Origin of the sequence: Echinicola strongylocentroti (assembly GCF_003260975.1) — a bacterium.
GTDB classification, from domain to species: Bacteria; Bacteroidota; Bacteroidia; order Cytophagales; family Cyclobacteriaceae; genus Echinicola; species Echinicola strongylocentroti.
This window is the reverse complement of the sequence record NZ_CP030041.1, coordinates 2,423,405-2,449,454: the sequence shown is the minus strand read 5'-3', so window position 1 is coordinate 2,449,454 and position 26,050 is coordinate 2,423,405. Positions and strand designations below refer to the sequence as shown.

At 42.9% G+C, this 26,050-nt stretch carries 31 protein-coding genes; 24 read left to right on the top strand and 7 right to left on the bottom strand.

What is annotated here, in order from left to right:
* Positions 1-31 precede the first annotated feature (31 nt).
* The 10 genes from DN752_RS09435 (at position 32) to atpG (ending at position 7,097) form a co-directional block, all read left to right on the top strand.
* On the top strand, positions 32-913 hold the full coding sequence (locus DN752_RS09435; protein WP_112783708.1) for a M23 family metallopeptidase: 882 nt from the start codon (positions 32-34) through the stop codon (positions 911-913).
* A 2-nt stretch (positions 914-915) separates the two neighbouring features.
* Positions 916-1,368 carry a bactofilin family protein gene (locus tag DN752_RS09430; protein ID WP_170134446.1) on the top strand — a complete coding sequence of 151 codons (453 nt, stop codon included), beginning with the start codon at positions 916-918 and terminating at the stop codon, positions 1,366-1,368.
* Positions 1,322-1,555 (top strand): AtpZ/AtpI family protein, encoded by a 234-nt coding sequence (locus DN752_RS25145; RefSeq protein ID WP_112783707.1) that lies wholly within the window; start codon positions 1,322-1,324, stop codon positions 1,553-1,555. Before DN752_RS09430 ends, DN752_RS25145 begins: the two co-directional genes overlap by 47 nt.
* Positions 1,556-1,624: 69 nt before the next feature.
* On the top strand, positions 1,625-1,915 hold the full coding sequence (locus tag DN752_RS24745) for a hypothetical protein (RefSeq protein WP_211324193.1): 291 nt from the start codon (positions 1,625-1,627) through the stop codon (positions 1,913-1,915).
* A gap of 173 nt (positions 1,916-2,088) precedes the next feature.
* Entirely contained in the window at positions 2,089-3,117 is a 1,029-nt protein-coding gene (gene atpB, locus DN752_RS09415) for a F0F1 ATP synthase subunit A (RefSeq protein WP_112783706.1), read from the top strand.
* Positions 3,118-3,151: 34 nt separating this feature from the next.
* Positions 3,152-3,409, top strand: coding sequence for an ATP synthase F0 subunit C (gene atpE / locus DN752_RS09410; protein ID WP_015264455.1), 258 nt, complete (start codon positions 3,152-3,154; stop codon positions 3,407-3,409).
* Between the two features lie 79 nt (positions 3,410-3,488).
* On the top strand, positions 3,489-3,983 hold the full coding sequence (locus DN752_RS09405; RefSeq protein ID WP_112783705.1) for a F0F1 ATP synthase subunit B: 495 nt from the start codon (positions 3,489-3,491) through the stop codon (positions 3,981-3,983).
* A gap of 9 nt (positions 3,984-3,992) precedes the next feature.
* Positions 3,993-4,553, top strand: coding sequence for an ATP synthase F1 subunit delta (gene atpH / locus DN752_RS09400; protein ID WP_112783704.1), 561 nt, complete (start codon positions 3,993-3,995; stop codon positions 4,551-4,553).
* A gap of 35 nt (positions 4,554-4,588) precedes the next feature.
* Positions 4,589-6,166, top strand: coding sequence for a F0F1 ATP synthase subunit alpha (gene atpA / locus DN752_RS09395; protein WP_112783703.1), 1,578 nt, complete (start codon positions 4,589-4,591; stop codon positions 6,164-6,166).
* Positions 6,167-6,221: 55 nt separating this feature from the next.
* Entirely contained in the window at positions 6,222-7,097 is an 876-nt protein-coding gene (gene atpG / locus DN752_RS09390) for an ATP synthase F1 subunit gamma (protein WP_112783702.1), read from the top strand.
* 197 nt (positions 7,098-7,294) lie between these two features.
* On the opposite strand, the gene lipA is transcribed toward atpG, so the two are convergent.
* Positions 7,295-8,173 (bottom strand): lipoyl synthase, encoded by an 879-nt coding sequence (gene lipA / locus DN752_RS09385; RefSeq protein ID WP_112783701.1) that lies wholly within the window; start codon positions 8,171-8,173, stop codon positions 7,295-7,297.
* 59 nt (positions 8,174-8,232) lie between these two features.
* The gene (locus tag DN752_RS09380) at positions 8,233-8,964 is read right to left on the bottom strand and encodes a hypothetical protein (RefSeq protein WP_112783700.1); all 732 of its coding nucleotides are present in this window, start codon (positions 8,962-8,964) and stop codon (positions 8,233-8,235) included.
* 68 nt (positions 8,965-9,032) lie between these two features.
* Between DN752_RS09380 and DN752_RS09375 the strand changes: the two genes are divergently transcribed.
* The 5 genes from DN752_RS09375 (at position 9,033) to sdaAA (ending at position 13,470) form a co-directional block, all read left to right on the top strand.
* The gene (locus DN752_RS09375) at positions 9,033-9,437 is read left to right on the top strand and encodes an OsmC family protein (RefSeq protein WP_112783699.1); all 405 of its coding nucleotides are present in this window, start codon (positions 9,033-9,035) and stop codon (positions 9,435-9,437) included.
* A 79-nt stretch (positions 9,438-9,516) separates the two neighbouring features.
* Positions 9,517-10,065, top strand: a complete 549-nt coding sequence (locus tag DN752_RS09370) for an RNA polymerase sigma factor (RefSeq protein WP_112783698.1) — start codon at positions 9,517-9,519, stop codon at positions 10,063-10,065.
* Positions 10,046-11,446, top strand: coding sequence for a hypothetical protein (locus tag DN752_RS09365; protein ID WP_112783697.1), 1,401 nt, complete (start codon positions 10,046-10,048; stop codon positions 11,444-11,446). The genes DN752_RS09370 and DN752_RS09365 overlap by 20 nt, the downstream gene beginning before the upstream one ends.
* A gap of 17 nt (positions 11,447-11,463) precedes the next feature.
* Positions 11,464-12,423 (top strand): FKBP-type peptidyl-prolyl cis-trans isomerase, encoded by a 960-nt coding sequence (locus DN752_RS09360; protein ID WP_112783696.1) that lies wholly within the window; start codon positions 11,464-11,466, stop codon positions 12,421-12,423.
* A gap of 138 nt (positions 12,424-12,561) precedes the next feature.
* A complete protein-coding gene (gene sdaAA, locus DN752_RS09355) occupies positions 12,562-13,470 on the top strand; it encodes an L-serine ammonia-lyase, iron-sulfur-dependent, subunit alpha (RefSeq protein WP_112783695.1) in 909 nt (302 codons plus the stop codon).
* Here the strand turns inward: sdaAA and DN752_RS09350 are convergent.
* The 4 genes from DN752_RS09350 to DN752_RS09335 all read right to left on the bottom strand — a co-directional run bounded on the left by DN752_RS09350 (position 13,459) and on the right by DN752_RS09335 (position 16,848).
* Positions 13,459-13,917: a hypothetical protein gene (locus DN752_RS09350; RefSeq protein ID WP_112783694.1), complete on the bottom strand. Its 459-nt coding sequence runs from the start codon at positions 13,915-13,917 to the stop codon at positions 13,459-13,461. The genes sdaAA and DN752_RS09350 overlap by 12 nt on opposite strands.
* 5 nt (positions 13,918-13,922) lie before the next feature.
* Complete coding sequence (locus DN752_RS09345; RefSeq protein ID WP_112783693.1) at positions 13,923-14,852, bottom strand: calcium/sodium antiporter; 930 nt, start codon at positions 14,850-14,852, stop codon at positions 13,923-13,925.
* Between the two features lie 6 nt (positions 14,853-14,858).
* Entirely contained in the window at positions 14,859-15,506 is a 648-nt protein-coding gene (gene upp / locus DN752_RS09340) for a uracil phosphoribosyltransferase (RefSeq protein ID WP_112783692.1), read from the bottom strand.
* 70 nt (positions 15,507-15,576) lie between these two features.
* On the bottom strand, positions 15,577-16,848 hold the full coding sequence (locus DN752_RS09335; RefSeq protein ID WP_112783691.1) for an OmpA family protein: 1,272 nt from the start codon (positions 16,846-16,848) through the stop codon (positions 15,577-15,579).
* 172 nt (positions 16,849-17,020) lie between these two features.
* Between DN752_RS09335 and DN752_RS09330 the strand changes: the two genes are divergently transcribed.
* From DN752_RS09330 to DN752_RS09290, 9 genes are all read left to right on the top strand, one after another.
* Positions 17,021-17,938 (top strand): M20/M25/M40 family metallo-hydrolase, encoded by a 918-nt coding sequence (locus tag DN752_RS09330; RefSeq protein WP_112783690.1) that lies wholly within the window; start codon positions 17,021-17,023, stop codon positions 17,936-17,938.
* Between the two features lie 89 nt (positions 17,939-18,027).
* Entirely contained in the window at positions 18,028-18,555 is a 528-nt protein-coding gene (gene hpt / locus DN752_RS09325) for a hypoxanthine phosphoribosyltransferase (RefSeq protein ID WP_112783689.1), read from the top strand.
* 41 nt (positions 18,556-18,596) lie between these two features.
* Positions 18,597-19,169: an adenylate kinase gene (locus DN752_RS09320; RefSeq protein ID WP_112783688.1), complete on the top strand. Its 573-nt coding sequence runs from the start codon at positions 18,597-18,599 to the stop codon at positions 19,167-19,169.
* Positions 19,170-19,262: 93 nt separating this feature from the next.
* A complete protein-coding gene (obgE, locus tag DN752_RS09315; RefSeq protein ID WP_112783687.1) occupies positions 19,263-20,255 on the top strand; it encodes a GTPase ObgE in 993 nt (330 codons plus the stop codon).
* A 75-nt stretch (positions 20,256-20,330) separates the two neighbouring features.
* Complete coding sequence (locus DN752_RS09310) at positions 20,331-20,951, top strand: nucleotide exchange factor GrpE (RefSeq protein ID WP_112783686.1); 621 nt, start codon at positions 20,331-20,333, stop codon at positions 20,949-20,951.
* Positions 20,952-20,957: 6 nt separating this feature from the next.
* Positions 20,958-22,076, top strand: coding sequence for a molecular chaperone DnaJ (gene dnaJ / locus DN752_RS09305; protein WP_112783685.1), 1,119 nt, complete (start codon positions 20,958-20,960; stop codon positions 22,074-22,076).
* Between the two features lie 93 nt (positions 22,077-22,169).
* Entirely contained in the window at positions 22,170-23,063 is an 894-nt protein-coding gene (locus tag DN752_RS09300; RefSeq protein ID WP_170134445.1) for a hypothetical protein, read from the top strand.
* Positions 23,064-23,138: 75 nt separating this feature from the next.
* Positions 23,139-24,041: an ABC transporter ATP-binding protein gene (locus DN752_RS09295; protein WP_112783684.1), complete on the top strand. Its 903-nt coding sequence runs from the start codon at positions 23,139-23,141 to the stop codon at positions 24,039-24,041.
* A complete protein-coding gene (locus tag DN752_RS09290; RefSeq protein ID WP_112783683.1) occupies positions 24,034-25,344 on the top strand; it encodes an ABC transporter permease in 1,311 nt (436 codons plus the stop codon). Before DN752_RS09295 ends, DN752_RS09290 begins: the two co-directional genes overlap by 8 nt.
* A gap of 98 nt (positions 25,345-25,442) precedes the next feature.
* Here the strand turns inward: DN752_RS09290 and DN752_RS09285 are convergent, their stop codons facing one another.
* Positions 25,443-25,913: a Dps family protein gene (locus DN752_RS09285; protein ID WP_112783682.1), complete on the bottom strand. Its 471-nt coding sequence runs from the start codon at positions 25,911-25,913 to the stop codon at positions 25,443-25,445.
* Positions 25,914-26,050: the final 137 nt, after the last annotated feature.

The window sequence follows — 26,050 nt, the reverse complement described above, 5'->3', positions numbered from 1 at the left end:
AATTTGGGTGACTTGGTAAATACGATATATTTTGGGTATACAACAAAAGGTAAAAAACTGGATCGAAAATAAATATCTCTTCGTTATTCGTAGAGAGGAGGACTTTTCGGTCATCACTTCTTTAAGTATTAATAAAGTAAGGGTAGGGCTTATAGTGGTGTTTACCTTATTGGTTTTTTTTCTGATATCCCTAATTCTTTCAAGGACTTTACTGGCCAGTTGGTTTGACCCAGCTTATCTGGAGTCTGAGAATATGAAGAAAATATATTCCCTGTCCCAGACAGTGGATAGTCTCTTGGTAGAAGTGGAGGCCAAGGACCGGTACCTGGATAATATTCAACGAATTATTTCAGGGGACTATGATGTCGATTCATTAAGAGATGGTGAAGATACCTTGCCTAACCGAGACCTTCCTGTACAAACGCCGACCAGTGAGGAACTTTATAAGAAGGGGGATGCCACTCAGGAGATTATAGATGAGTTTGAAGCGATGCCACCTGATGAGGGAAGTTTTCAGCAGCTTAATACCAGCTCTTTTACTGAAACATTTTTCTTCTCTCCCATTAAAGGGGTCGTTTCTGCAGGAATTGACTTGTCCAATGACCACTTTGGAGTGGACTTGGTGTCAGAAGAAAATGAACCAGTGAAGTCTGTGGCCGAAGGTACCGTGGTAATGGCCAGCTGGACTTTAGAGACAGGCTATGTCATCGCCATACAGCATTCGAATGAATTGATTTCGATTTACAAGCATAATTCAGTATTATTGAAGTCTGTTGGGGATTCGGTAAGTGGAGGAGAGGTGATCTCGGTAATTGGAAACACAGGAGAACAGACCACTGGCCAACACCTTCATTTTGAATTATGGTATAAAGGAAATCCGCTCAACCCTCAGGAATTTATAACCTTCGATTAATCATGTTTAACAAAGGAGAAGAAAAAAAATCAGTCGCGGAGATGGTGAACTCCAGTAATGTAATAGCAAAAGAAACGTCCATAAAGGGCGATATCATCACTCAAGGTAATATCCGTATTGAGGGTGTAGTAAATGGGACTTTAAGCTCCAAAACCAAAATTGTAATCGGAGAATCTGCCCGCTTGGTAGGCAATATAGATACCAAAGAAGCAGAGATAGCCGGTAACGTGGAGGGGGAAGTAAAGTGCTCCGATATATTGTTCCTGAAAAAAACGGCCGTCATTAATGGCAATATCCATACAAAAAAGCTGGTGATAGAAAATGGCGCAGTGTTTAATGGTGAATGCAAAATGACCGAAAATGCTGCCGGACAAGTAAAAGGTGAAACCAATACTGTTTCCTTAAAAAATGAAAAATCAAAACCAGAAAAAGGAAAAGAGGCCATCTCAGGGTGAATATCCCGAATACGTGAAATATATCGGGCTGGCTTTCCAGATGTGTGCGATTATTGGATTGGGGACGTGGATAGGCTGGAAAATTCAGGAGAATAGTCCGATGAACTTTCCTGTATGGTTACTTTTGTGTTGCTTTATTTCTATTGCGGTAGCTTTTTATAGTCTCTTTATTTCTTTGAAAAAGTAATCGACCAGATCTGGCGGATCATTTTTATCTTGGAAGCTTTGGAGGACGGGTTTCCCTTGCTGTTATTTGATGGACATCGTCAATGTGGAAAAATATGACTACTTTTGCAGTCCATTTTCACAAGGGAATTATGAAATTAATAAAATCACACATTGGTTCTTTGGTGTTGCTTACTATATTGGTGACAGTGATGACGTTGTTGGTGCAATTCGTCAAGCCGGAATGGGTACATTCCAGTGTTTGGCAAATCATCATTTTTTACTTTGGTGTAATGTTGGTAAGCGGACAGCTTATTCAATTTTTGTTAAAACAATCGAAAGAAAATTCTGTAGCAATACTTATGGGCGCAACAATAATTAGGTTTTTGGCAAGCCTTATTTTTGTTGCTATTTGTTTATTTGCTAAAATAGATAATAAGATTTTGTTTTTTGCGAATTTTTTTATGATCTATTTGTTGTATTTGTTGTTTGATATATACAGCTTAATAGCTAACTTGCGCCCTCATTCTAAGTAGGTCTATAATAATTGAGTTGATGCTTCGTAAGATTCTGTGCCTAAGCGCCTTGATGTCAGTATTTTTACTGACACTCTCGACTACAACTTTTGCTTCATCCGATTCTGAGGGGGAAGGCGAAAACAAGACGGGTTTCATCATGCACCATATAAAGGATTCGCATGAATGGCATTTTGCCACTTTTGGGCATACCCATGTGACATTGCCTTTGCCGGTGATCATTTATTCTGGTGATCGTGGACTGGAATTTTACATGTCTACTGATTTTCAGGATCATGAGACCCATGCATTTGGTGTGGAGCATAATGGCTACTATATCAATGAACATGATAAACTACATGCTGTAGACGAAAGCAGGTCATTTATGGACCTGTCCATTACCAAAAACGTAGCGATGCTACTGATTGTTCTGGCTGTGATCTTTTGGTCGGTGCTTTCCGCAGCAAGAAATTACAAAAAAAATCCCCATGGAGCTCCCAAAGGCATTGCTTCGGTGATAGAGCCATTGGTGCTTTTTGTAAGGGATGACGTGGCCAAGCCTAATATTGGTCCTAAATACAAGAAATTTACACCGTATTTATTAACCATATTTTTCTTTATTTTGGTAGGTAACCTTATGGGACTAGTCCCTGGAGCTGCCAATCTTACTGGTAATATTGCAGTAACGATGACTTTGGCGGTGTTTACTTGGTTTGCTACCAATCTCAATGGCAACAAAGAATACTGGAAGCACGTAGTCGCCACACCGGGGGTTCCGTTACCATTGCTTATTGTTATTGTACCAGTAGAAATTATCGGTTTGTTTACCAAGCCGTTTGCCTTAATGGTGCGACTATTTGTCGCAATTACGGCTGGACACATCGTTATCCTCAGCTTTATCGGTTTGATCTTCGTGTTTGAATCTTACGCTGTAGGAGTGGCCAGTACGGTAATGGTTGTCTTTATCAACTTGATAGAATTGTTGGTAGCGGCCATTCAGGCTTATGTCTTTACGTTGTTCTCTGCGATGTACATTGGACAGGCAGTAGCAGAACACGATCATCACTAGAATTTCTTTGTTCAATTTATAAATTATAACACGTATGTTAACTTCATTATTGTTGTCTGCTGGCCTAGCACTTTTGGGTGCAGGTATCGGTGCAGGTATTGTAGCGATAGGCGCAGGACTTGGTATCGGTAGAATCGGTGGTCAGGCTATGGAAGGTATCGCAAGACAACCTGAAGCAGCTGGTAAAATCCAAACTGCTATGTTGATTATTGCTGCCCTTATTGAAGTGGTATCTCTGTTTGCAGTGGTAGTATGTCTACTGATCGCTCTTAACGAGAACATCACTTTCTAAGAAGTACAAAGAATGGGGATGGGCGCTAGGCCTATCCCTACTTTATCATTTGAACAAAACAGTTTAAAACTTTATATAGATGGATCTTATAATTCCTGGTTCTGGACTAATCATTTGGCAAATTATCGGTTTTGGGATTTTATTGATTATCCTGGGCAAATTTGCATGGAAACCAATTCTCTCGGCACTAGATGAGCGTGAAACTGCCATCGAAGGTGCGTTAAAAGCAGCTGAGAACGCAAGAAATGAAATGGCAAATCTTAAAGCAGAGAACGAAAAGTTGCTGCAAGAGGCCAGGCTTGAGCGTGATCAGATACTGAAATCTGCCAATGATACATCTGCTAAGATGATCGAAGAGGCCAAAGAAGCGGCTTCGAAGGCAGGTGCCAAAATGATTGAAGATGCTAAAGCGGTAATTGAAACAGAGAAGAAGGCGGCATTGTCAGAAGTGAAAAACCAAGTGGCCACATTGGCACTGGACGTAACAGAGAAATTATTGCGCAAAAACCTTGAAAGTGACAAGGCGCAAAAAGAGTTGGTAGAGGAGTTTGTTAAAGATCTTAAGTTAAATTAATCGTAGCAAATGTCAGTTAAAAGAGTCGCTTCGAGGTATGCCAAATCTCTATTGGAATTGGCAGATGAAAGAGGAATACTGAAGGAAGTACATCAGGATATGGAATCGTTGCTAGCAGTAGCGGGTTCCAATAGGGATTTTGCTTTGATGCTTAAGAGTCCTATCGTTAAACCTGACGTGAAAGCCAAAGTCATCAATAAGATATTTTCCGGAACAGCGCAGGAGCTTACCTTGTCCTTTTATGATATCATTTCCCGTAAGCATCGGGAAGATATTATTGCTGACATTGCAAAAGCCTTTCTAGAGCTTTATAACCTACACCAGGGCATCCAAATAGCCGAAGTGACGACGACCTTCGCCATGAACGATGAGCTTAGAGCCACCTTTGCAGAGACAGTGAAGGAAATTTCTGGTAAAGAAAAAGTCGAGCTCGTAGAAAAGGTGGATAAGGATATCATCGGTGGCTTTGTATTGAGAGTAAACGACCGTCAGCTGGACGAGTCGATGAACAGCAAGTTGAAGGCATTGAAATTACAGTTCTCGAACAATCATTACGAGAAGCAGATTTAATAAATACAGGAAAAACTATATAACTATATTCAAGAATGGCAGAAGTAAGACCTGATGAAGTTTCGGCGATCTTGAGAGAGCAGCTCTCAGGCGCTAAAACGGAAGCTGAACTGGAAGAAGTAGGAACAGTCCTACAAGTTGGTGATGGTGTGGCCCGTATCTACGGACTATCCCAAGCTCAATCTGGTGAGTTGCTGGAGTTCGAAAACGGACTCAAAGCAATGGTACTTAACCTAGAAGAAGACAATGTTGGTGCAGTGCTTTTCGGAGACTCTAAGGAGGTAAGAGAAGGAGATACTGTAAAGCGGACCAAACAAATTGCTTCTATCAAAGCAGGTGAAGGTATGTTGGGCCGGGTGGTGGATACCCTTGGTCAACCGATTGACGGAAAAGGCCCTATAGAAGGTGACCTTTACGATATGCCATTGGAGCGTAAAGCACCAGGTGTCATCTACCGTCAACCAGTAAATGAACCACTTCAGACAGGCATCAAATCTATCGATGCGATGATCCCGATCGGTAGAGGTCAGCGGGAATTGATCATTGGTGACCGTCAGACAGGTAAAACTGCCGTGGCCATCGATACCATTCTTAACCAAAAAGAATTTTACGACAAGGGAGAGCCCGTTTTCTGTATTTATGTAGCCATCGGTCAGAAGGCATCTACAGTAGCAGGTGTGGTGGCTGCCTTGGAAAAAGGTGGAGCACTTCCTTACACCGTAATTGTGGCAGCTCCGGCTTCAGAACCAGCTCCCATGCAGTTCTTTGCTCCTTTTACAGGTGCTGCGATTGGAGAGTTCTTCCGTGATACAGGCCGACCTGCATTGGTGGTTTATGATGACCTTTCCAAGCAAGCCGTAGCCTATCGTGAAGTTTCCCTACTACTAAGAAGACCTCCGGGACGTGAAGCATACCCAGGTGATGTGTTCTACCTTCACTCTAGATTGTTGGAAAGAGCCGCTAAGATCAACTCTTCCGATACCATTGCGAAGGAAATGAATGATCTTCCAGCGTCGCTTAAACCATTGGTGAAAGGCGGCGGGTCTTTGACGGCACTTCCGATCATCGAAACTCAAGCGGGTGACGTTTCTGCTTATATCCCTACTAATGTGATCTCTATTACAGATGGTCAGATCTTCTTGGAAACCAACCTTTTTAACTCGGGTATCCGTCCAGCAATTAACGTTGGTATTTCCGTGTCGAGGGTAGGTGGTAATGCCCAAATCAAGTCCATGAAGAAGGTGTCTGGTACATTGAAGCTTGACCAAGCACAGTTCCGTGAATTGGAAGCATTTGCGAAATTTGGCTCTGATCTGGATGCGACTACAAGAAGGACAATCGAACGAGGTAGACGAAATCAGGAAATCCTGAAACAAGCGCAGTATTCTCCGGTAAAAGTAGAACTTCAGGCTGCGATTATCTATGCTTCTACGAAAGGATTGATGGATAGTGTGCCTGTAGAGAGAGCTAGGGAGTTTGAAAAGGAATTTTATACCCTGCTTACTTCTCAGTACCAAGAGGCGATTACCGCCCTAGCTAAAGGAGACTTGGATACAGCTGGTAAATTGCTAGAAAAAGCAGCAAAAGAACTTACACCTAAGTACGCAAAATAATTATTAACTCCACTCTCCTTCAGGAGGGTGGAGGCTTTATTCTCTATTTGTAAATATGGCTAACTTAAAGGAAGTAAAAGAAAGGATTAACTCTGTAGTTTCTACGCAGCAAATCACCAAGGCGATGAAAATGGTGGCTGCAGCGAAGCTAAGGAGGGCTCAGGATAAAATCATCCAAATGCGTCCTTATTCTCAGAAATTAACTGCCATTCTTAATAATGTTTCTGCAGGAATTGAAGGAGGCAGCGATCTGGTTTATGCTGAAAAGAGAGAGGTTAACAACGTATTGATCGTTCCTGTCACCTCAGACAAGGGACTTTGTGGTGCCTTTAATACCAACATCATCAAGGCAGCAACAGCGGCCATCAATACAGAGTATGCCGATAAAAAGATTACTATCCTTCCTTTAGGCAAAAAGGCTTATGAAACTTTCAAAAAGAGAGAATACAGTGTGATAGGTGATTTCTATCAAGTATTTTCCGATTTGACCTTTGATGTCGTAAAAGACGCTGCGGAGTACGCCATGGGAGAATTTGAAAAAGGTACATATGATAAAGTGGTATTGGTGTACAATGAATTTAAAAATGTAGCGACCCAAATCGTTAGAAATGAGCAGTTCCTTCCTATGGAAAAAGAAGAGACCGATGAGGTCGCTTCTGGCACCAATGTAGATTATATCATGGAGCCTTCTAGGGATTATATCATTCAGGAGCTTGTTCCTACCTCATTAAAAATACAGTTTTATAAAGCAGTATTGGAAAGTAATGCCTCTGAGCACGGTGCTCGAATGACAGCCATGGACAAGGCTACTGAGAATGCTGGAGAATTGCTTAAAGACTTGCGGCTGATGTACAATAGAACCCGACAAGCTGCTATTACCAACGAGATACTTGAAATTGTAGCCGGTGCAGAGGCACTTGGCGGTGAGTGATAAAATAGTAAGAGAAGTAAAATAAAAAACTCTTTCTGCAATAGCGGAAAGAGTTTTTTTTGTATTCTATTCTCAATGCTGGGGCTTTTTAGCTTTACCCCTGTTTATGCATTCGCCGATCTATTTCGGTCTTAAACTGATTGCTGACGCATAAACAGAGTTGAAAGTGATGGGCATAGACTAATCTATTTTTCTGCTTACACATTCACATGCCTCTCCGCATGATAAGAAGACCTTACCAATGGTCCTGACTCTACATATTTAAGGCCTCTTTTAAGCCCTTCTTCGCGGTAGAGGTCGAAGAGATCAGGGTGGATAAATTCGGCTACCTCGATATGCATTTTGGTAGGTTGTAGGTATTGGCCCAGTGTCAGGATGTCACATTCGTGCTCGGCCAAGTCATCCATGGCTTTATATACCTGCTCCTTGGTTTCGCCAAGGCCAAGCATAATGCCTGTTTTGGTCCTTTTGCCGTATTCCTTGGTCAGCTTGATCTGCTCTAGTGATCTCCAGTATTTTGCTTGTGGCCTTACTCTTCTGTAGAGGCTCTCGACAGTTTCCATATTATGGGAAACCACTTCTTGTCCACCATCAATCATCCGGTATAACGCATCCCAGTTGGATTTTACATCAGGGATGAGGGTTTCGATGGTTGTTTCCGGTGAAAGCTTTTTGGTCTCGATGACGGTTTGGTACCATATTTCAGCACCACGATCTTTCAGCTCGTCCCTGTTTACAGAAGTAAGTACTGCATGCTTGACCCCCATAAGCTTAATGGCCTCTGCTACTCGTCTAGGTTCATCAGTGTCATATTCTGGCGGCCTTCCAGTGGCTACTGCGCAGAACGAGCAGGACCGTGTACATACATTGCCAAGGATCATAAAAGTGGCTGTGCCGGCTCCCCAACACTCTCCCATATTAGGGCAGTTCCCGCTTTCACAAATGGTATGAAGTTTATGTTCGTCAACTAATTTCCTGACTTTGGCGTATTCTTTACCTACAGGGAGTTTTACTCTCAACCAATCTGGTTTTTTACGCTTTTTGGATTCTTCGGATATTACGGGTAGTTCTATCATCTCGCTTTCTTAACTTGTCGCAAAATTAAGGTTTTGTGGTGGCAAAACCAATTTGTGTACTATTTCCTGAAACCATAGAACAACGTGAAGTAGACAGATTGAAAAATCTGTCGGTTTTCCGTGGTTGGCATCAGGTTAATCTCTTTTGTAAAACCCTCTAATTCATATCCAAGTTCCAAGCCAGTGACATTAGATTTGAAAACTCCAAATTCGAATGATAAGGCAGCCTTTACATTGGCTCCAATAGCCAGTTCCGATTCGCCCAGCCCTTCAAATAATCTTCCTGGCCCTAATACATAAGCCAAGGACTGATGGATTTCTGGGTCATATTGCGCCCGGCTACTTTCTGAATTGGATGTGGCGTACTCTATATAATAAGGTGCCAAGATTCCAATGGAGGGGCCTATTGCAGAAAGGACAGATACTTGAACTCCTTTTTGAGGGGCTTTTTTGAAAAGAATCAGCTCCCTGCCGTATTGTGGCCTGATGCTATAGAGGTAATTGGATTTTCCGTAAATGAAGCTATTGCCCAAGATGGTACTGTAACGCGTCTCCTTAGGGTTTTTGACATTTGCCATCTCCAGCGAAAAAAACTGAAATGTATTTTCGGTAATTCTAGAGCCGATTTTCAGGTAGAGTCCACCAATGAGCCCTCCGTTGGTGTTTTTGTTTATGCCAAAGAATACTTCCTTGTCATAATCGTAGTCTCCAGCTTCTCTTCCTTGAGCCATTAAAAAGTGCGGAGCGGCCACAAACAGTAAGAGGATAAGATATTTTGTTCCTTTTGTCATATGTTCTAAGGAATTATACGCTAATTTTGTTTTATATGTTAGATAACTTTAAATAAAAATAAAGGTTTATGCCTACTATTAAAAGCACCTACCTCGAAAATCTACGAACAACGTCTGAGCACTTGCAATCAGGCACTAAGATCATCACTGATGCACCAGTGGATAATAATGGCAAAGGAGAGGCATTTTCACCAACAGATCTCGTAGCCTCGGCATTGGCTAGCTGTATGGTGACCATCATGGGGATCGTGGCTCAGCGTAAAGGGGAGGATCTTAAGGGGCTGAATTGGGAAGTGACAAAGGTAATGGACAGCAATCCCCGGAAAATAAAAGAGATCATTATTGATTTTTCTTGGGAACAACCATTGGAAGACCATAAACTAGTACAGCAACTTAAAAACGCTGCAAAAACCTGTCCTGTAGCTTTAAGTCTTTCTCAGGACGTCGTGCAAACAGTGAATTTTAATTTTTAGGGATTTTTTTTCGTTTCGTGTAGCATTTTTTGAGTAGCTGTCGTCTCGTCAATAAGCATAGCATATAAAACCCAGTCGATTGGACCAATACCTCATTCAAGAAGCCAAAGATGGTAAGCCCAAAGCGTTGGAAATGCTTTATAAGCATTTTTATGGGTATGCTATGAGTATTTCTTTGAGGTATTCCAATTCTCGGGAAGAAGCTTGTGAAATTGTTAATGACAGCTTTATGAAAGCTTTTGACAGGATACAGCAATATTCCGAAAATAGCTCTTTTAAAGCTTGGTTTCGCAGGATAGTGATCAATACATCCATCGATTATTACAGGAAGAATGTAAAGCACTATGCTGTGATGGAGATAGAAAAGGCTTCGGCCGAAACCTATGATCCGTCCATTGTGGACGAGTTATCAAAAGAAGAAATATTAAGTGCTTTGAGAGATTTGCCTGAAATCATGCGACTTATTTTCAATATGTATGAAATAGAAGGGTACAGTCACAAAGAAATCGGAGAGTCTTTGGATATCCCAGCCAGTACTTGCCGTACTTACTTGGCCCGGGCAAAGCAACGACTTAGAGAGAAGATAACAGAATTAAACCGAATAAAAGATGAAGGAGCAGTTCGATAAGCGGCTTGTGGAGAGGATCAGGGACTCCTTCGATGAACATGAAGAGGCCTTTGATCAAATAGAATGGGAGAGATTTTCCCAAGTCTATTTCAATAAGCCAACCAAACGGAACAAGATGGTCTTTTGGCCGTTCGTTGTCTCTGGTGTGGCCGCCTCACTGTTGCTGCTGTTTTTCTTTTTCCCTTATGAAAAGGAAATTGAGAAGGGGGTGACAGACCTAAAGGGGAATATCGCCACCAAGAGCAAGAAGCTCGATGATATGCTAAAGCCTACTGAAGATTCGATTGTGGAGAAGGAAGAAGAAACCTTGCCTCGATCAGGACCTCCTTCAGGGTCAATAGCTAAAAAGAAGGAGCAAGTAATGGGCGATGACCTGGCTGGTGTGCGTGTTCAGCGGCAGTCCTCAAAACCTATAGCCCAGCTAAGCAAAAAGGATATAAAGGAGGGCGGGGCATCTCTTGGGCTACCTTCTGCCAGTTATTATATTATTGGTGGGGATATCCAAGATGAAAAATTGCCTCCAACTCCCGCCAGTGCTTCAAAACAAGGGGATGTGTCAAATACACCTGATCCAACAAAAAGTGCTTACATGGATGAGCAAGTGGCAGAAGCCTGGGTAGATAAGTGGAAAAATGGAGAGCAGGAAAGTGAGACTCCAAGGAATAACAACACAATCATTAAAAATGAAAGTGATAAGGAGAGTATGGTAAGGCTTGGTGTGCAGGCTGGACCTCAAGCGGCCTCTAATTCCACATCAGGAATGCAGCTAGGGGCAGGGGTTGTTTCAGAGTTTTCTATCAGTGAAAGAATCAAACTCGATGTAGGGGTGAACTATGCGCACCAGCGTTTTGAGCCGGAGACGATGGCCAAGCTACCTGAATCGATGCAGGTACGTGCAATGAGCAGTGCAGATCCCAATAATGCTTCCTATGCTGTTACGAATGATTATTTAGGTTCAGAATATACCATGAGCTATTATGGCTTGGATATCCCCATCAATTTGAAGTATAAGGTCATGGATAATTCCAAAGCCAATATCTTCTTGATTACAGGTCTTTCAAGTATGGTTTATTTTGACCAGAAAGGAACAGAGACCTTTGCTGTAGCATCCAAATTCACAGAGGATTTTACAGGTGGGCTGCAATTTGCAGAGTCCGTACAGCAATACTCACAGGAATACACTCCCGGTAGTGACCAGTCCAATGTGGATCTTGGCAAGATGCTGAACCTTTCATTTGGCTATGAGTATAATCTCAGCAATGGAACGTTCTTGTCCATCGAACCCTATTATAAATTGCCATTGGGAAATATGACTTTTACCAATCAGCAGTTTTCCATTGGTGGGGTGAATTTGAGAATGAATTTTCAGTTAAAAAAATAAAAGTAAACTTAACCAACATGAAAAGAGTTTTAAAGACCGTATTTACAATGTCCGCAGTGGCCCTTTTGTCATCATGTATGAACAACGAAGAGTCAGCATACGAAAAGCAGGTAAAGGAAGAAAACCAAGAACTGGCTGATTATATTAATCAAAATGGGATCCAAGCAGAACAGACCACCGCAGGATATTATTATTCCCGGGAGCTGGATGTAGAAGATGGCCAGAAGTTTAATGATGAGGATATCATCGGTATCTATTATGAGATGGAGACTTTGGAGGGAGCATTTATCGAAGCGCATACAGAGGAAGATGGTGAGCCGATCAAGTTTAAGTATGACAGAGAGCGACAAACCTTGGCGCCTATTGTAGTAAATCAAGCTATAGCCTTGGCTGAGCTTGGAGAGACGCTTGTGCTTTATGTGCCTTCTTATTTGGCTTACTCTGACTATAGCTATAACCAGCTTATCCCCCAGTATGCCAATATGAAAATCACTGTGCATTTTGAGAAAATATATGCTCCGCAGGAAGTGGCAACGATAGAGGATAATCTGATACAGGGGTATATTGATCAAAATGGACTTGAAGGCTTTGAGAAAGTAGAAGAAGGTGTGTACCTCAAAGTAGTGGAGGCAGGTGATGAAGATACCGAAGCCAGCAAAAATGGAAACTCCATGCGATTTACCTTTGAGATGTTTGAATTGGGACAGGATGATTCCTTTTCAAAATCACTCGACAATTCTGTTACGACTACTTTGGGCGATGATGATAATTATGAGTTCCTGAACATCGGGTTCAAGGACCGGCATAAAGACGCTGAAGTGCAGATCATAGCATCTTCAGCTACCTCATTTGTCAATACAGCGCAAGTAATTCCTGATGCTATCAGGAAGGATTATTTTGATCAAGGTTATTTAAACATTCCACTCAGGCCATTTACTCCAATTCTATTTGAGGCAACTATAGAATCAATAGATTGATTGATGGGTTGAAGTGAGGAAATAGAGCCTTCTGTTAGAGATAACAGAAGGCTTTTTATTGTGCAAGATTTGTACTGTGGAATTTGTTTTGTACAAGGCAATTTTGAAATTTGTCTACAGAATATAAACCCATGGCATATGAGCTATTTATTTGAAACCTTTCAAGGATGGAAGGCCTATTGTGAGAAAAATGAGGTGCCGCTTTATGGCCCTGTGTTGGAGTACGAAATGGAACAGCGGGGCAAGTCAGAAAGCTCTATTTGGGAAGGTCTTCTTCAGGCATATAGAGTAATGAAAGATGCCGTTGATACAGGACTTAAGGAAGACATGATCTCAAGGTCTGGTATGATTAATAACGGAGCAAAGAAAGTCTATAATCATCCATTGTCGGTATTGTCCCCGGAGTTTCAGCGGCTGGTATCGAGGGCGCTTGCGGCCAAGGAGGTCAATAGTTGTATGGGCAGGGTAGTAGCTGCTCCCACGGCTGGTGCCTCTGGGATATTGCCGGGCACGCTGTACACACTTCAGGAGATCCATGACTTAGAGGATCAAGAAATACTTGAGGGATTGCTGGTAGGGGCAGGCATAGCCCTCATCATCGAGCAGAATGCGAGCTTGGCGGGGGCAGTAGGCGGCTGCCAAGCCGAGACAGGCTCAGCAGCAGCAATGGCCTCTGGCGCCATGGTATATTGCCTTGGCGGTAATACTGACCAGGTTTTTAATGCAGTAGCCATAACAATCCAGTGTATGCTTGGGTTGGTCTGCGACCCTGTAGCGGGTTTGGTGGAGGTGCCTTGTGTAGTGAGAAATGCCAGTGCAGCTGCCATTGCGAATAGCTCCGCACAGATAGCCCTTGCAGATGTGAGTGGTGTGATTCCTGTCGATGAGTGTGTGGAAGCCATGGGGGAAATCGGCTCAAGTATGGAGAACAAATACAAGGAAACCGCTTTAGGCGGATTAGCGGCTACGCTTACTGGTAAAGGTATTGCCAAAAAGGTGTTGATCCAGGATATCGAAATCCTTCCAGACGAGGAATCACCCGAGTAATTGTTTTAAAAAAGGGATTTTCATGATCTGATTGATGGACATGCCCAAGACAAATGCCCAACAAATAGAACTGAGCAGCATATAGGTGAAGATTTTCCGTCGCTTCACTCCGAAGGAGGTCAATAGGATAGTGCCGCCAATCGGAGTGAGTACCAAAGGAGTGATGGCTGCAACACCTGCTGCTCCAAATTTTTGCCAAACCTGAATGATTTTTCTGGTTTTAGGAGTGAATTTCCTTTTGTTCTTCCTGATTTTTATGGTCCAATTGGTCTTGATCCATTCTCCTAGAAATGTAAATACAACTACGCTGGTCATCATACCGGAAACAGTGACCAGTACGATTTCAAATATGCTGTAGTCGGCTGCGTTTCCTAGGAGGGGGCCTCCAATGAATTTGAAAAGGCAGATGGCGTAAATCGCTAGGAATTGAAGGATATATTCAAGCATGTCGCTCACAAGAGAAATATTAGATAAATGATATAAACTGCCAGCAAGAGACCACCTTCAGATCTACTGATTTTAAAACCAGTACGCATAATTGGGAATAGCAAAACGGTAAAACCAATCATCCAGAGAAAGTCGCTTGATAGAAAGAGGTCACTCACTTCAATAGGCTTTATCATAGCTGTAACACCAATTATGGAAAGAATGTTCTGCATGTTACTGCCTAAGATATTTCCTAGAGCGATATCGGTTTCTTTTTTTCTTGCTGCAATAACCGAAGTAGCAAGTTCTGGCAGACTTGTACCAATAGCAATGATCGTGACACCTATTATCCGTTCGCTGACACCATATTCTTGGGCCAAGGTCACGGCATTGTTGACCAGCAGTTCTGCGCCGAAGTATAACCCTACCATACCGACGAGAATATATAATATGGATTTGATGATGGGTTCTCTCTTGGCTTCCTCTGCTTCTTCAGTAGTGAATTCGTCCGGTACTTCGTCGGCTTTTGTAAAATAATACCAATTAATGAGGATGAGAGTGGCAAAGAGAATAATGCCATCTATAAAGGAAATGACATGGTTTAGGGCCAGAATATAGAAAAGTAGGGTGGCCAATAAGGTGAAAGAATAGTCAAATTTAAGGATTTTTAAATTCAATCTAATAGGATAAATCAGGGCAGATATACCCAGCACCAAGGTGATATTGGATATATTGGAACCAATGACGTTACCTATAGCAATGTCACTGGTGCCTTTTAATGCTGCTGTGACACTCACAAGTAGCTCTGGTGCAGAAGTGCCAAAAGCGACGATTGTCATGCCAATAAGCCCAGGACTCATGCCTAGTTTGACTGCAATGGCAGATGCTCCATCCACCAAGGCCTTTCCGCCCCCAAGTAAAATAAGGAAGCCTAAAACGATCAATAGGTAAATCAACGTAGGTTAGTGTTTTGGTCCGAAAGATAGGTCACCTGCATCTCCAAGCCCGGGGACGATGTATGCTTTTTCATTGAGTTTTTCATCTACGGCTCCTAGCCAAAGTTGATAAGGAAGTCCCAAGCGCTCTTTAAGGTGGTGGATGCCTTCTGGTGCCGCGATGACAGCTGCTATATGGATTTTTTTTGGGGTGCCGTTTTTCAGCAGTTGCCCAACACTGGTGATCAATGATTTACCAGTGGCCAGCATCGGATCCACCAAAATGATTTCTTTGCCTTCAATATTCGGGGCAGCAAGGTAACTAAAATCAATTTCTACTTCAGTTCCTGAGGTTTCCGCTTTTCTGTATGCTCCGATAAATCCGCTGTCTGCTTGATCAAAATAATTAAGAAATCCCTGATAGAATGGGATAGCTGCCCTTAATATAGAGATGATCACAGGGGAGTCGGAGAGCTTATTAGAGGTCGTCTCTGCAAGAGGGGTAGTGATGGCGTGGGAGCTATAGTCGAGGGATTTAGAGAGCTCATAAGCGATTATTTCGCCCAGGCGCTCCATGTTCCTTCGGAATTTAAGCCGGTCGTTTTGTTGGGAAATATCCCGTAAGCCCTCCATGTATTGGTTGGCTATTGAATTGTGATCCGTAAGTACAAACATATAGCCCAAAAATAAACAAAAAAAAACCGACCTCGAAAGGCCGGTTTTAAAATAATGCTTTAAGCTTTGATTATTGAACCTCGAAAGAAGCTCTTCTTGCAAGCTGACGAGCATCTGAAGATTGCTTGTCTACGCTAGTGTCTTCACCGTATCCTTTGTAAGAGATTCTGGAAGAGTCGATACCAGCAGAGATCAACAGATCATATACAGCTTTTGCTCTTTTTTCAGATAATTTCATGTTGTAGTCATCTGGACCGATTTCGTCAGCATAACCGCTGATGGCTACATTTACGCCTGGGTTTCTTTTCAAGAAGTTAGCTACATAGCTAACAGAAGAAGAAGAGTAACCAAGTGGTTTAGCGCTGTCAAATGCATAGTAAACATTTACATAGCCTTCGTTGATTGCTTTCTTGAAGAAGTCAGTTTCATCCACTTCTTCTACAGGGCAACCGTTGTTAGACGCTGGGCCTGGAACGAATGCGCAATCGTCAGAGTGATCAGGGATGCCGTCACCGTCAGAGTCAAGTGTTCTACCGTGAGAGTCTACTCTAGCTCCTGCAGGAGTGTTAGGCTCTTTGTCAAGATAGTCAGGTACACCGTCACCATCAGAGTCTTTCAGCATGTCCTTGATTTCACCAATTTGGCTTTCCAGTTCATCCTTGGTAGCATATTGGGAGTCCCTTACATACCAGTCAGCGTGAACATCATGTCCACCTAGGTAGAAAGACAGTCCCAAAGTACCTGTCCATGATACCGCATTGGCACCATAATAACCAGGATCCGTAGGGCCTACTTCAGTGTGTCCATCGAAGGCGACGTTTTGACGACCTGCGACCAACATGCTAATGTCACCATTAAGAGATACTCTGTTTCCTAATCTAACTTGTGGAGTGAATCCAAAGATGAAGTTATAAGTATCGTCTTTGAAGTCAGCCCATTCGTTCTCTTGAGGAGTGACTCTTCCCATACCTGCACCAAAGTGGGTCAATAGACCAACTGTTTTAGTCCAAGTTTCGAAGTTGAATACCCTTGCAAGGTTAGCAACACCTTGAAGGTTTACTCTGTAATAGTTTGTTTCGAAAGAAGGCTCACCATCAGCACTGCTGTATTTGCCGAATCCGTAATCCACTTTCGCACCGAACTTCTCGTTAAACATGTACCTGACACCTACGTCAGCATGTCCGAGATTCAAGGAGGGAGAATAATAACCTGGCGACATTGGCGCCATCGCTTTATTGAACCCACCATTAACATCGATTGACCACTTATTGAAGTCATTTTGGGCATTAGCTCCAACTGCTAACGCTCCAGCCATTAATGTTGATAGTAATAATTTTTTCATGATTTAAAAAAAATTTTTTTTCAAAATTAAGTGTTTAATTAATTTAAATCCAAACTTAGTAACTAATAACTGTAATGCAAATGTAAATTTTTTATTCAATAACTATAAATTTTTCACTATTTGTTTTAAGATAAATTATCCCAAATTTGCAAAAATTAACAGTTCATAAACTATGCCAAACATTGATTTTCTTTATGAAATCCTCGAAAAAAGAGGAGTTTCAGGTGATGAACATGCTTTTTCTGCTTTTGTAGTCGATTATGTGCTACAACGTAGAAAAAACTGGAAGGTTCAGCCAGAAGTGTATTTTGGAGAAAAATTTCACGATAATATCATTTTAAAGTTCGGAAATCCACGAACTGTAGTCTTTGCTCATATGGATACCATCGGTTTTACAGCCCGCTATGAAAACCAATTGGTGCCTGTCGGTGGCCCTGACGTGTCCGATGGAGATGTGCTGGTCGGTGAGGATGCCTTGGGCTATATCGAATGTAGCGTGACCGTAGATGATGGTAAGGTTACCCATGATTTTCCTAGGGGCATCGTTCCGGGAACCAACCTATCTTATAAACAGGATGTAAAGGTAGCGGATGGTTATATTCAAGCCGCTTACCTCGATAATCGTCTAGGGGTGTATAATGCTTTGCAGTTATGTGAAGATTTAGAAGACGGTGTCATCGTTTTTTCTACTTATGAGGAACATGGAGGAGGAAGTGTTCCTTTCTTAATGAAGTACGTTTATGAAAATTGGGGAGTAAGGCAGGCGTTGATTTCTGATATTACCTGGGTGACAGAAGGGGTGAGACATCATGAAGGAGTCGCTATTTCACTTCGTGATCAGTTTATCCCAAGAAAAGTGTACGTGGACAAAATACTCCAGTTGGCAGAAGAAAGCGGAGTCCCCTATCAGGTAGAAGTGGAAGGAGCAGGGGGCAGTGATGGGAGAGAGGTACAGATGAGTCATTATATGGTAGATTGGTGCTTCATAGGAGCGGCGGAGGACAATGTTCACACGCCATATGAGAAAGTTTCCCTTAAGGACCTTGAGGCCATGATCATGATGTACAAGTACTTGATGGCCCATTTATAGGTAAGTCTTTGGCTTTCAAATTAGGAAGCGCAAATTAAAATTTTCTATATTTGTGATGCCCTCTGACCGGGGGCTTTTTTATTGCATATATGCTAAAGGTAAAAGATAAGGAATTTGAGCTATATCTTTCCGAGCGGCAATTGAGGGAGCGAATACAGGTTCTGGGAGGGAAGTTGTCGGAAGATTATAAAAGCAAAGACCCTGTGGTCCTTGGGGTTCTAAATGGTGCTTTTATGTTCTTGTCAGACTTGATGAAAGAAATAGATGCTCCGCTACAAATGGCTTTTATAAAGATAGCTTCCTACGAAGCGACCCGTTCTACGGGCCAGGTCAAAGAAGTGATAGGCCTGAGTATGGGTATTGGTGACCGTCATGTGATCATCGTGGAGGATATTGTGGACACAGGAAGGAGCATGGATTACCTGATAAAAAAACTCAAGGAGCACTCTCCTTCCAGTATTTCCGTAGTCAGCCTTCTGCTAAAACCGGAAGCGTTGGAGTCCGATGTGGTCGTCGATTATGTAGGGTTTGAGATTCCTAATAAATTCGTTGTGGGGTATGGGTTGGATTACGATGGTTATGGTCGAAACCTTAAAGAAATATATCAACTAAAATGAGGGGGCTTCCCCAGAACACTACATTAACCAAATAGTAAATCATGCTAAACATAGTTTTATTTGGCCCTCCGGGTGCCGGCAAAGGGACGCAAAGTGAGAAGCTTATCGCGAAATACGAATTGGAGCACATCTCTACGGGGGATTTGTTCAGAAAACATCTTGGTGAAGGGACCGATTTGGGCAAGTTGGCCAGAAAGTACATGGATGAAGGCAGACTGGTGCCAGATGAAGTAGTGATTGGCATGGTGGATGATAAGATCAAGAATACCGAGGCGGCCAAGGGGTTTATCCTTGATGGTTTTCCCCGTACTGTGGCGCAGGCGGAGGCACTTGATGCTTTATTGGAAGAAAAAAACATGGGGATTTCTGGGATGATCGCCTTGGATGTGCCTGAAGAAGAGTTGAAAGAACGTATCCGTCATCGTGGCAAAACCTCTGGCAGGGCTGATGATCAAGATGAAGAAAAAATCAATACTCGTATAAAAGTATATAAGGAAGAAACACTCCCTGTGGCGACTTATTATGAAAAGCAAGGTAAGCTATCGACCATTCACGGAGTAGGGGGTATCGATGAGATTTTCGATAAAATCTGTGCGGTAATTGACCAATACTAATTACCAGAAATAATCGTACCTTTGTGAAAAATTTCATTGGCTAAGAATTATTTCTTAGCCTCTTTTGTTTTAGTGGATTAAGAAAATAGAAAAGTGGCAGATTCAAATTTTATAGATTATGTGAAGTTTTGCTCCCGTTCCGGAGCTGGAGGTGCTGGTTCTGCCCATTTCAGAAGGGAAAAGCACGTGCCCAAAGGTGGCCCTGATGGTGGTGACGGAGGTAGAGGTGGCCATATTATCCTGCGTGGCAATTCGCAGCTGTGGACCTTGCTTCACCTAAAATACAGGAAACACATCATTGCCCAAAACGGCAAAGGGGGTGAAGGTGGCCGTAGGAGAGGAAAAGACGGTGATGATGTCATCCTTGAAGTGCCATTGGGTACTGTTGCCAAGGACGCGGAAACTCAAGAAGTGCGTTTTGAGATTACAGCAGATGGAGAAGAAGTGGTGCTGACCAAAGGCGGTAGGGGAGGTTTGGGAAATGACCATTTCAAGTCTTCCACTAACCAAGCCCCGCACTATGCACAGCCTGGAGAAGAGGGAGTAGAGGAATGGATTATTTTGGAACTTAAGCTGCTGGCAGATGTTGGGCTGGTAGGGTTCCCAAATGCCGGTAAGTCCACCTTGCTTTCGACCATATCTGCGGCCAAACCAGAAGTCGGGGATTATCCTTTTACGACCTTGGTGCCCAACCTCGGAGTGGTGAGCTACCGTGATGACAGGTCATTTGTGATGGCCGATATCCCGGGAATCATCGAAGGAGCCTCTGATGGCCGAGGGCTTGGTCTGAGGTTTCTTAGACATATAGAACGAAATTCCATTTTGTTGTTTATGGTCCCCGCAGATGCTGATAGTATCAAAGAGCAATATGGTGTCCTTCTAAATGAACTAAAGGAGTACAATCCCGAGCTGCTGGATAAAAAAAGGATCCTTGCGGTTTCCAAAGCAGACATGTTGGATGAAGAATTGATGGAAGAGATGCAAGGTGATCTTCCCGAAGGAGTACCGAGTGTATTTATATCCTCAGTAAGCCACTATAACTTGGACAAGTTGAAAGACTTGGTCTATGCAGCCATTATAGGATGATGTCAGTTTGTCAGGCTAGGCAAAGTGGCAAACTAATTGATAATCGTTGAGAAGAATACGTTTATCGTAGGTCAAATGTTAGAGCAAGATAATTATTCTAAAGGAGATATGAATAAGGAAAAAGTAGCCGCAGAAGAGCAAGTAGATGCGCAAAACCAAGAAGTGAACAACGAAGAAGGTACAGCGAACAACGAAGCCAAGACAGAAGATCAGGGAGCAGAGGAACTGTCCACTGAAGAACTGTCAGCTGAAGAGCAACTAAAAGCGGAAAGCCAGGAGTTGAAAGAGAAATATTTAAGGCTTTACTCAGAATTTGAAAACTACCGAAGAAGGACTTCAAAGGAGCGTCTTGACTTGATCAAGACGGCATCAGAGGAAGTGCTGAAAGACCTTATTCCGGTGGTGGATGACTTTGAACGGGCCATAAGAGCAGAGGAGAAAGAAGCCGATAATGAAAAGGCGCTGGAGGGCAGTCTGTTGATCTATCATAAACTGCTAAAAGTGCTTGAGGCAAAGGGACTGACAGCAATGGATGATTTGATTGGCAAAGATTTTGACGCTGATAATCAGGAAGCCATTACCCAGATCCCCGCTCCTACAGAAGATATGAAGGGAAAAGTAATCGATGTGGTGGAAAAAGGCTATAAGCTTGGCGACAAAGTAGTAAGGTATGCCAAGGTAGTCATTGGATCTTAAGATATTATGGGAAAGAGAGACTATTATGAAGTATTAGGGCTTTCAAAAGGAGCCGAGGCAGATGAAATAAAAAAGGCCTATCGTAAGATGGCCTTGAAGTATCACCCTGACAAGAACTCCGGAGACCAAGAAGCCGAGGAGAAATTCAAGGAGGCAGCAGAAGCCTACGAGGTGCTCAGCAATCCCGAGAAAAAGCAACGTTATGACCAGTTTGGCCATCAAGGTGTAGGTGGAAACGGTGGCTTTGGTGGTGGAGGAGGTATGAACATGGATGATATCTTCTCCCAGTTTGGTGACATCTTTGGCGGCGGAGGCGGTGGCTTCGAGTCCTTTTTTGGAGGAGGAAGAGCCGGAGGCCGAAGGGTGCGAAAAGGCACCAACCTCCGCGTGAAACTGAAGGTCAATCTCAAAGAAATAGCTAATGGCGTAGAGAAGAAAATCAAGGTCAAGCGGCACTTGGTAGCTGACGGAGTGTCCTTTAAGACCTGTTCGACCTGTCAAGGTGCTGGCCAAGTCAAAAAAGTGGTGAATACCATGCTTGGACAAATGGTTTCTGCCAGTACTTGTCCCAACTGCGGAGGTACAGGCCAGATCATTGATAAAAAACCTGATCATGCAGATGCTAGAGGCTTGGTGCTTAAGGAGGAAATCATCCCGATCAATATCCCTTCAGGTGTAGCCGACGGAATGCAGCTCAGCATGTCAGGAAAAGGTAACGAAACCCCCGGTGGGGTAGCAGGTGACCTGCTGATCGTCATCGAAGAGATCGAACACGACATCCTTCAGAGAGATGGCAATAATGTGGTCTACGATCTATATGTAAACTTCGTAGATGCTGCATTGGGTGCTCACATCGAAGTGCCCACGATCGAAAGTAAAGTGAAGATCAAGCTTGACCCAGGTACCCAAAGCGGCAAGATCCTTCGCCTGAAAGGTAAAGGGATCAAAGACCTGAACGGTTTTGGCAGAGGAGATGAGCTGATCCATGTGAATGTGTGGACACCACAGCAGTTGACCAAAGAAGAAAGAGAAAAACTGGAAGTGCTGAGAACATCAGAGAACTTCATTCCCGCCCCAGGGAAGTCAGAAAAAACTTTTTTTGACAAAATGAAGGAATTCTTCTAGAGCGAAAAAACAGCAGTAATGAAAGCCGGAAAATTTTCCGGCTTTTTTTATGCTTTCGCCAACCTTTTCCCCAACGTATCGTAGTTTATTCGTATGTTGAATAGATTGTACTTAGTCGCCTGCTTTACTTTGGTACTATCAGGAATAGTGCGGGGCCAAATTGTAAAAGAATTTGTGGTGGAGGAAAAGAGTGGCTTTGATCGAGTGCAATTGAATTTCTCTTCCTATAAAGGGGTCTCGGATATCAATAAGATGTATATGAGCGATCCCGTTATGATCCATTCCCATCTTTCCAAAGTCAATATTCTTCCTGATTTTTCCTATCACATTCAAGATGCCGTGCTCACAGCAAACCTTAACCATAGTGATGTGGAGCAGGAGAGTTTTGGGAAACGGCTGAGTTCAAAGCTTTTTGCGACCAGTGAGGGGGATTTTGACCATACTTGGGAAGTGGGGCTTAGCGAGCAATACGCTTATCTTCTTGACTTACATTTTGGCATAGGCCAGGCCAATGTAGACCTTTCCAATCTAAAAGTGAAGCGATGCAAAATTACCACGGCAACAGCAGATGTCTCGCTCAATTACATGGAAAAAGGGAGGAATTTGACGGAAATGGACACCCTGCTGGTAAAAGTAAATATGGGTACTGTGGATGGTGTCAACATGACACATGCCAACGCAAGAAATATGATTTTTGAAGTGAATTATGGTCAGGTGAACCTCAATTTTGACAAGCATTTTGAAAGTGATAAACCCTGTCATATCATGACGACAGTTGGTGCTGGTGCAGTTTACATATTACTGCCAGCACCTCAAAACCCGTATTTGGTAAAAATAAATTCCACTGCCATGTGCCGTAAAAAACTGCCCTCTTACCTGACTGAAGTAGGGGATAAAGTGTACGCAAGCAAAGGGTACGAGGAAGGCGTGAAAAACCTCATTACTTTTGAAATAGATGTATCCGTGGGATCCTTGGTCTTAAAATAGCCGATTGGCTTGGAGGTTAAGTATTACGCCTTATTTTTGTCTAATTATTGTCTTTGGTTTTTAAAACTCACAAGTTTGGATATTCTTAAAATTGAGGGACTTAACAAAAATTACGGCGTACAGCCAGCACTGACAGATGTGGACTTAAATGTGCCGGAAGGATGTGTCTTTGGGTTGTTAGGTCCTAATGGAGCTGGAAAGACTTCGTTGATTCGTATCATAAATCAGATTATAGCAGCAGATAGCGGTGATATTTTCATCAAGGGAAAACCCTTGTCCCCTGGGCATATCAAAGACATCGGTTATTTGCCTGAGGAGCGAGGGCTTTACAAAAGGATGAAGGTGGGAGAGCAGTTGCTTTATTTTGCACGGCTAAAAGGCCTGAGTGCTGCCGGGGCAAAAGAAAAAGTGAGCTACTGGTTAGAAAGGTTGGATATCAAAGCATGGTCTGAGAAGAAAATTGAAGACCTCTCCAAAGGAATGGCCCAAAAGGTACAGTTTATCGCAACGGTAATCCATGATCCTGAGATTTTGATTTTGGACGAACCTTTTTCTGGTTTTGATCCAGTGAATGCAGAGGTGATCAAGAACGAAATGCTGGCGCTTAAAGATCGAGGGACCACCGTGGTGCTCAGCACCCACCGGATGGAGTCCGTAGAACTCCTTTGCGACCATATCACCATGATCAACAAATCCTATAAAGTACTTGATGGCCCAGTTTCCCAAATAAAGGACCAATCCCGTAGCAATACTTTCAAAGTCAAGCTGAAAGGAACGGGGATAGATCTTCCAGAAAAATACCTTGTTAGGGCAGAAGAAGCGGGGATGACCTTGTTGGATGTTCATCTCGAACATGATTCGCCCAATGAACTGCTTGGGGAATTGATGACGTATGGTGAAGTGATAGGTTTTGAGGAGAGGATCCCAACGATTGAAGAAATTTTCATAGAAAAGGTAAAAGAATCAAACAATGAATAAGGTCTTTTTGGTGATCAGAAGGGAGTACTTTGCTCGGGTAAGAAAAAAATCGTTCCTGCTGGCCACGCTGATCACACCGCTTATCTTTCCAGCCATTCTAGGGGTGTTTTTGTGGATTTCGCTGAGTGATGAAGGAGGAAATGCATTGAAAATCATCGAGGTAGTGGACGAGAGTGACCGGTTTTTTTTGGAGAGTAGCGGTGAGTTTGCCTTTTCATATTCTGACCTACCCCAAGAGGAGGCCAAAAAACTTGTCCAAGATGGGGAACGATTTGGCTTTTTGTACATTCCTAAAATTGATGTGGAAAACCCCGAGGGTATCCGATTCTATTCCCAGAAGGCTGCTAATTTAGGGTTTGTAGGTGATCTGGAGGAAAAGATAAGCCGACGGATTGAGGAGATCAGGCTGTATAAATTTGGTATTGATCCCAAAGTGATCAGGGATTCAAAGACGCCAGTGTCCATTAGTTCCATCACGTTGGAAGAAGGGGGAGATGAGAAAGTCTCCAATGCTGGGGTCAACTACGGATTGGGCTTTTTTCTCGGGATTTTGATTTATACATTTATCTTCGTGTATGGTACGCAGATCATGCAGGGGGTGATCGAAGAAAAATCCAGTAGGATCATTGAGATTTTGGTTTCTTCCATTAAGCCGTTTCAGCTGATGCTCGGCAAGATCATCGGGATAGGAGCAGTAGGCTTGACGCAGTTCTTGATCTGGATAGTATTGATCTCCGCTGTTTCGTCGGTGGTGATGGGGTATTTTGGTATGCAAATGCCACAGCAGCAAGCCTTGGAAATGGCCAATCCAGAGGCTGCCCAGGCAATGATGCAATCCAGTGAAATGGCACAAGTGATCCAAGTGGTTCAGGGCATTGATTTCGTAAAATTGGTGTTGACCTTCCTCTTTTACTTTTTGGGAGGGTATTTACTATATGGTGCTTTTTTTGCTGCTATTGGAGCTGCCGTAGACTCTCCGGGAGATGCTCAGCAGTTTATGTTTCCGGTTACTATTCCGTTGATCGCCAGCTATTTTGGGTTGTTTATTTTTGTGCTGGATGATCCAGGGAGTAAGGTGAGTTTTTGGCTTTCTGTTATCCCGTTTACCTCGCCGATTTCTATGGTGGGCAGGGCCAGTTACGGCATCCCGTTATTTGACCTGGCGGTATCAATGGTATTACTGATTCTTGGCTTCTTGTTTACTACTTGGGTGGCGGCCAAAATTTACCGCATTGGGATTTTGGTCCATGGGACTAAGGCGAATTATAAGATGCTTTGGAAGTGGATAAAGCAGAATAATTGAGTTTAAGTAGCAAGATTGGAATTAAGAACCAAGAGCCAAGAACAAAGATAATTTGATAAAATAAAAAAGGGCTGCCGAGAAATCGGCAGCCCTTTTTCTTATCTGAGGTAGGCAGATAACATCCAGACTACTTTTTCTTTGGATGTGATGTAGTCACTCATCAGGGCTACGGTACCTTCGTCGCCTTGGGCACTGGCGATTTCCAGTGTTTCCCGCTCCAAGGTAAGCAGTGTGTTCAGGTTTTCCCTGACGTTTTCGACCATGCTTTTGGGGTCCATGACTTTTTTGGCTTCCTTGATGGCGGCCTCTTCGATATACTCTGCGAAGGAACTCAAAGGACGCTCTCCCAAGGTAAGGATTCTTTCGGCGGTCTCGTCAATGGCCTCGTTGGCTTCATTATATAGTTCTTCAAACTTGGCGTGGAGTTCAAAGAAATTCGGACCGGACACATTCCAATGAAAATTCCTTAAATTTTGATAGTAAATTTCATAGTTCGCCAGTAATTTATTGAGTTTGGCCGATAGTACTTTGCTATCTTTTACTTTTAATCCAATTTCGTTAGTTGCCATTGTATAGATGTTTTGTTTATTTAAATATTTATTCGAATTTACGGTTATCTTTTATCCGGATCAAACTGAAAATTCCTATGGATAATAGATAATATCTATGTATGTAGACAGTTATAGAATAATGGTAGTCACCATTA

Coding starts and splice junctions, on each gene's coding strand:
- DN752_RS09430 (WP_170134446.1), top strand. CDS start 916: ATGTTTAACAAAGGAGAAGAAAAAAAATCAGTCGCGGAGATGGTGAAC.
- DN752_RS25145 (WP_112783707.1), top strand. CDS start 1,322: ATGAAAAATCAAAACCAGAAAAAGGAAAAGAGGCCATCTCAGGGTGAA.
- DN752_RS24745 (WP_211324193.1), top strand. CDS start 1,625: ATGGACATCGTCAATGTGGAAAAATATGACTACTTTTGCAGTCCATTT.
- atpB (WP_112783706.1), top strand. CDS start 2,089: ATGCTTCGTAAGATTCTGTGCCTAAGCGCCTTGATGTCAGTATTTTTA.
- atpE (WP_015264455.1), top strand. CDS start 3,152: ATGTTAACTTCATTATTGTTGTCTGCTGGCCTAGCACTTTTGGGTGCA.
- DN752_RS09405 (WP_112783705.1), top strand. CDS start 3,489: ATGGATCTTATAATTCCTGGTTCTGGACTAATCATTTGGCAAATTATC.
- atpH (WP_112783704.1), top strand. CDS start 3,993: ATGTCAGTTAAAAGAGTCGCTTCGAGGTATGCCAAATCTCTATTGGAA.
- atpA (WP_112783703.1), top strand. CDS start 4,589: ATGGCAGAAGTAAGACCTGATGAAGTTTCGGCGATCTTGAGAGAGCAG.
- atpG (WP_112783702.1), top strand. CDS start 6,222: ATGGCTAACTTAAAGGAAGTAAAAGAAAGGATTAACTCTGTAGTTTCT.
- lipA (WP_112783701.1), bottom strand. CDS start 8,173: ATGATAGAACTACCCGTAATATCCGAAGAATCCAAAAAGCGTAAAAAA.
- DN752_RS09380 (WP_112783700.1), bottom strand. CDS start 8,964: ATGACAAAAGGAACAAAATATCTTATCCTCTTACTGTTTGTGGCCGCT.
- DN752_RS09375 (WP_112783699.1), top strand. CDS start 9,033: ATGCCTACTATTAAAAGCACCTACCTCGAAAATCTACGAACAACGTCT.
- DN752_RS09365 (WP_112783697.1), top strand. CDS start 10,046: ATGAAGGAGCAGTTCGATAAGCGGCTTGTGGAGAGGATCAGGGACTCC.
- DN752_RS09360 (WP_112783696.1), top strand. CDS start 11,464: ATGAAAAGAGTTTTAAAGACCGTATTTACAATGTCCGCAGTGGCCCTT.
- sdaAA (WP_112783695.1), top strand. CDS start 12,562: ATGAGCTATTTATTTGAAACCTTTCAAGGATGGAAGGCCTATTGTGAG.
- DN752_RS09350 (WP_112783694.1), bottom strand. CDS start 13,917: ATGCTTGAATATATCCTTCAATTCCTAGCGATTTACGCCATCTGCCTT.
- upp (WP_112783692.1), bottom strand. CDS start 15,506: ATGTTTGTACTTACGGATCACAATTCAATAGCCAACCAATACATGGAG.
- DN752_RS09335 (WP_112783691.1), bottom strand. CDS start 16,848: ATGAAAAAATTATTACTATCAACATTAATGGCTGGAGCGTTAGCAGTT.
- DN752_RS09330 (WP_112783690.1), top strand. CDS start 17,021: ATGCCAAACATTGATTTTCTTTATGAAATCCTCGAAAAAAGAGGAGTT.
- hpt (WP_112783689.1), top strand. CDS start 18,028: ATGCTAAAGGTAAAAGATAAGGAATTTGAGCTATATCTTTCCGAGCGG.
- DN752_RS09320 (WP_112783688.1), top strand. CDS start 18,597: ATGCTAAACATAGTTTTATTTGGCCCTCCGGGTGCCGGCAAAGGGACG.
- DN752_RS09310 (WP_112783686.1), top strand. CDS start 20,331: ATGTTAGAGCAAGATAATTATTCTAAAGGAGATATGAATAAGGAAAAA.
- dnaJ (WP_112783685.1), top strand. CDS start 20,958: ATGGGAAAGAGAGACTATTATGAAGTATTAGGGCTTTCAAAAGGAGCC.
- DN752_RS09300 (WP_170134445.1), top strand. CDS start 22,170: ATGTTGAATAGATTGTACTTAGTCGCCTGCTTTACTTTGGTACTATCA.
- DN752_RS09290 (WP_112783683.1), top strand. CDS start 24,034: ATGAATAAGGTCTTTTTGGTGATCAGAAGGGAGTACTTTGCTCGGGTA.
- DN752_RS09285 (WP_112783682.1), bottom strand. CDS start 25,913: ATGGCAACTAACGAAATTGGATTAAAAGTAAAAGATAGCAAAGTACTA.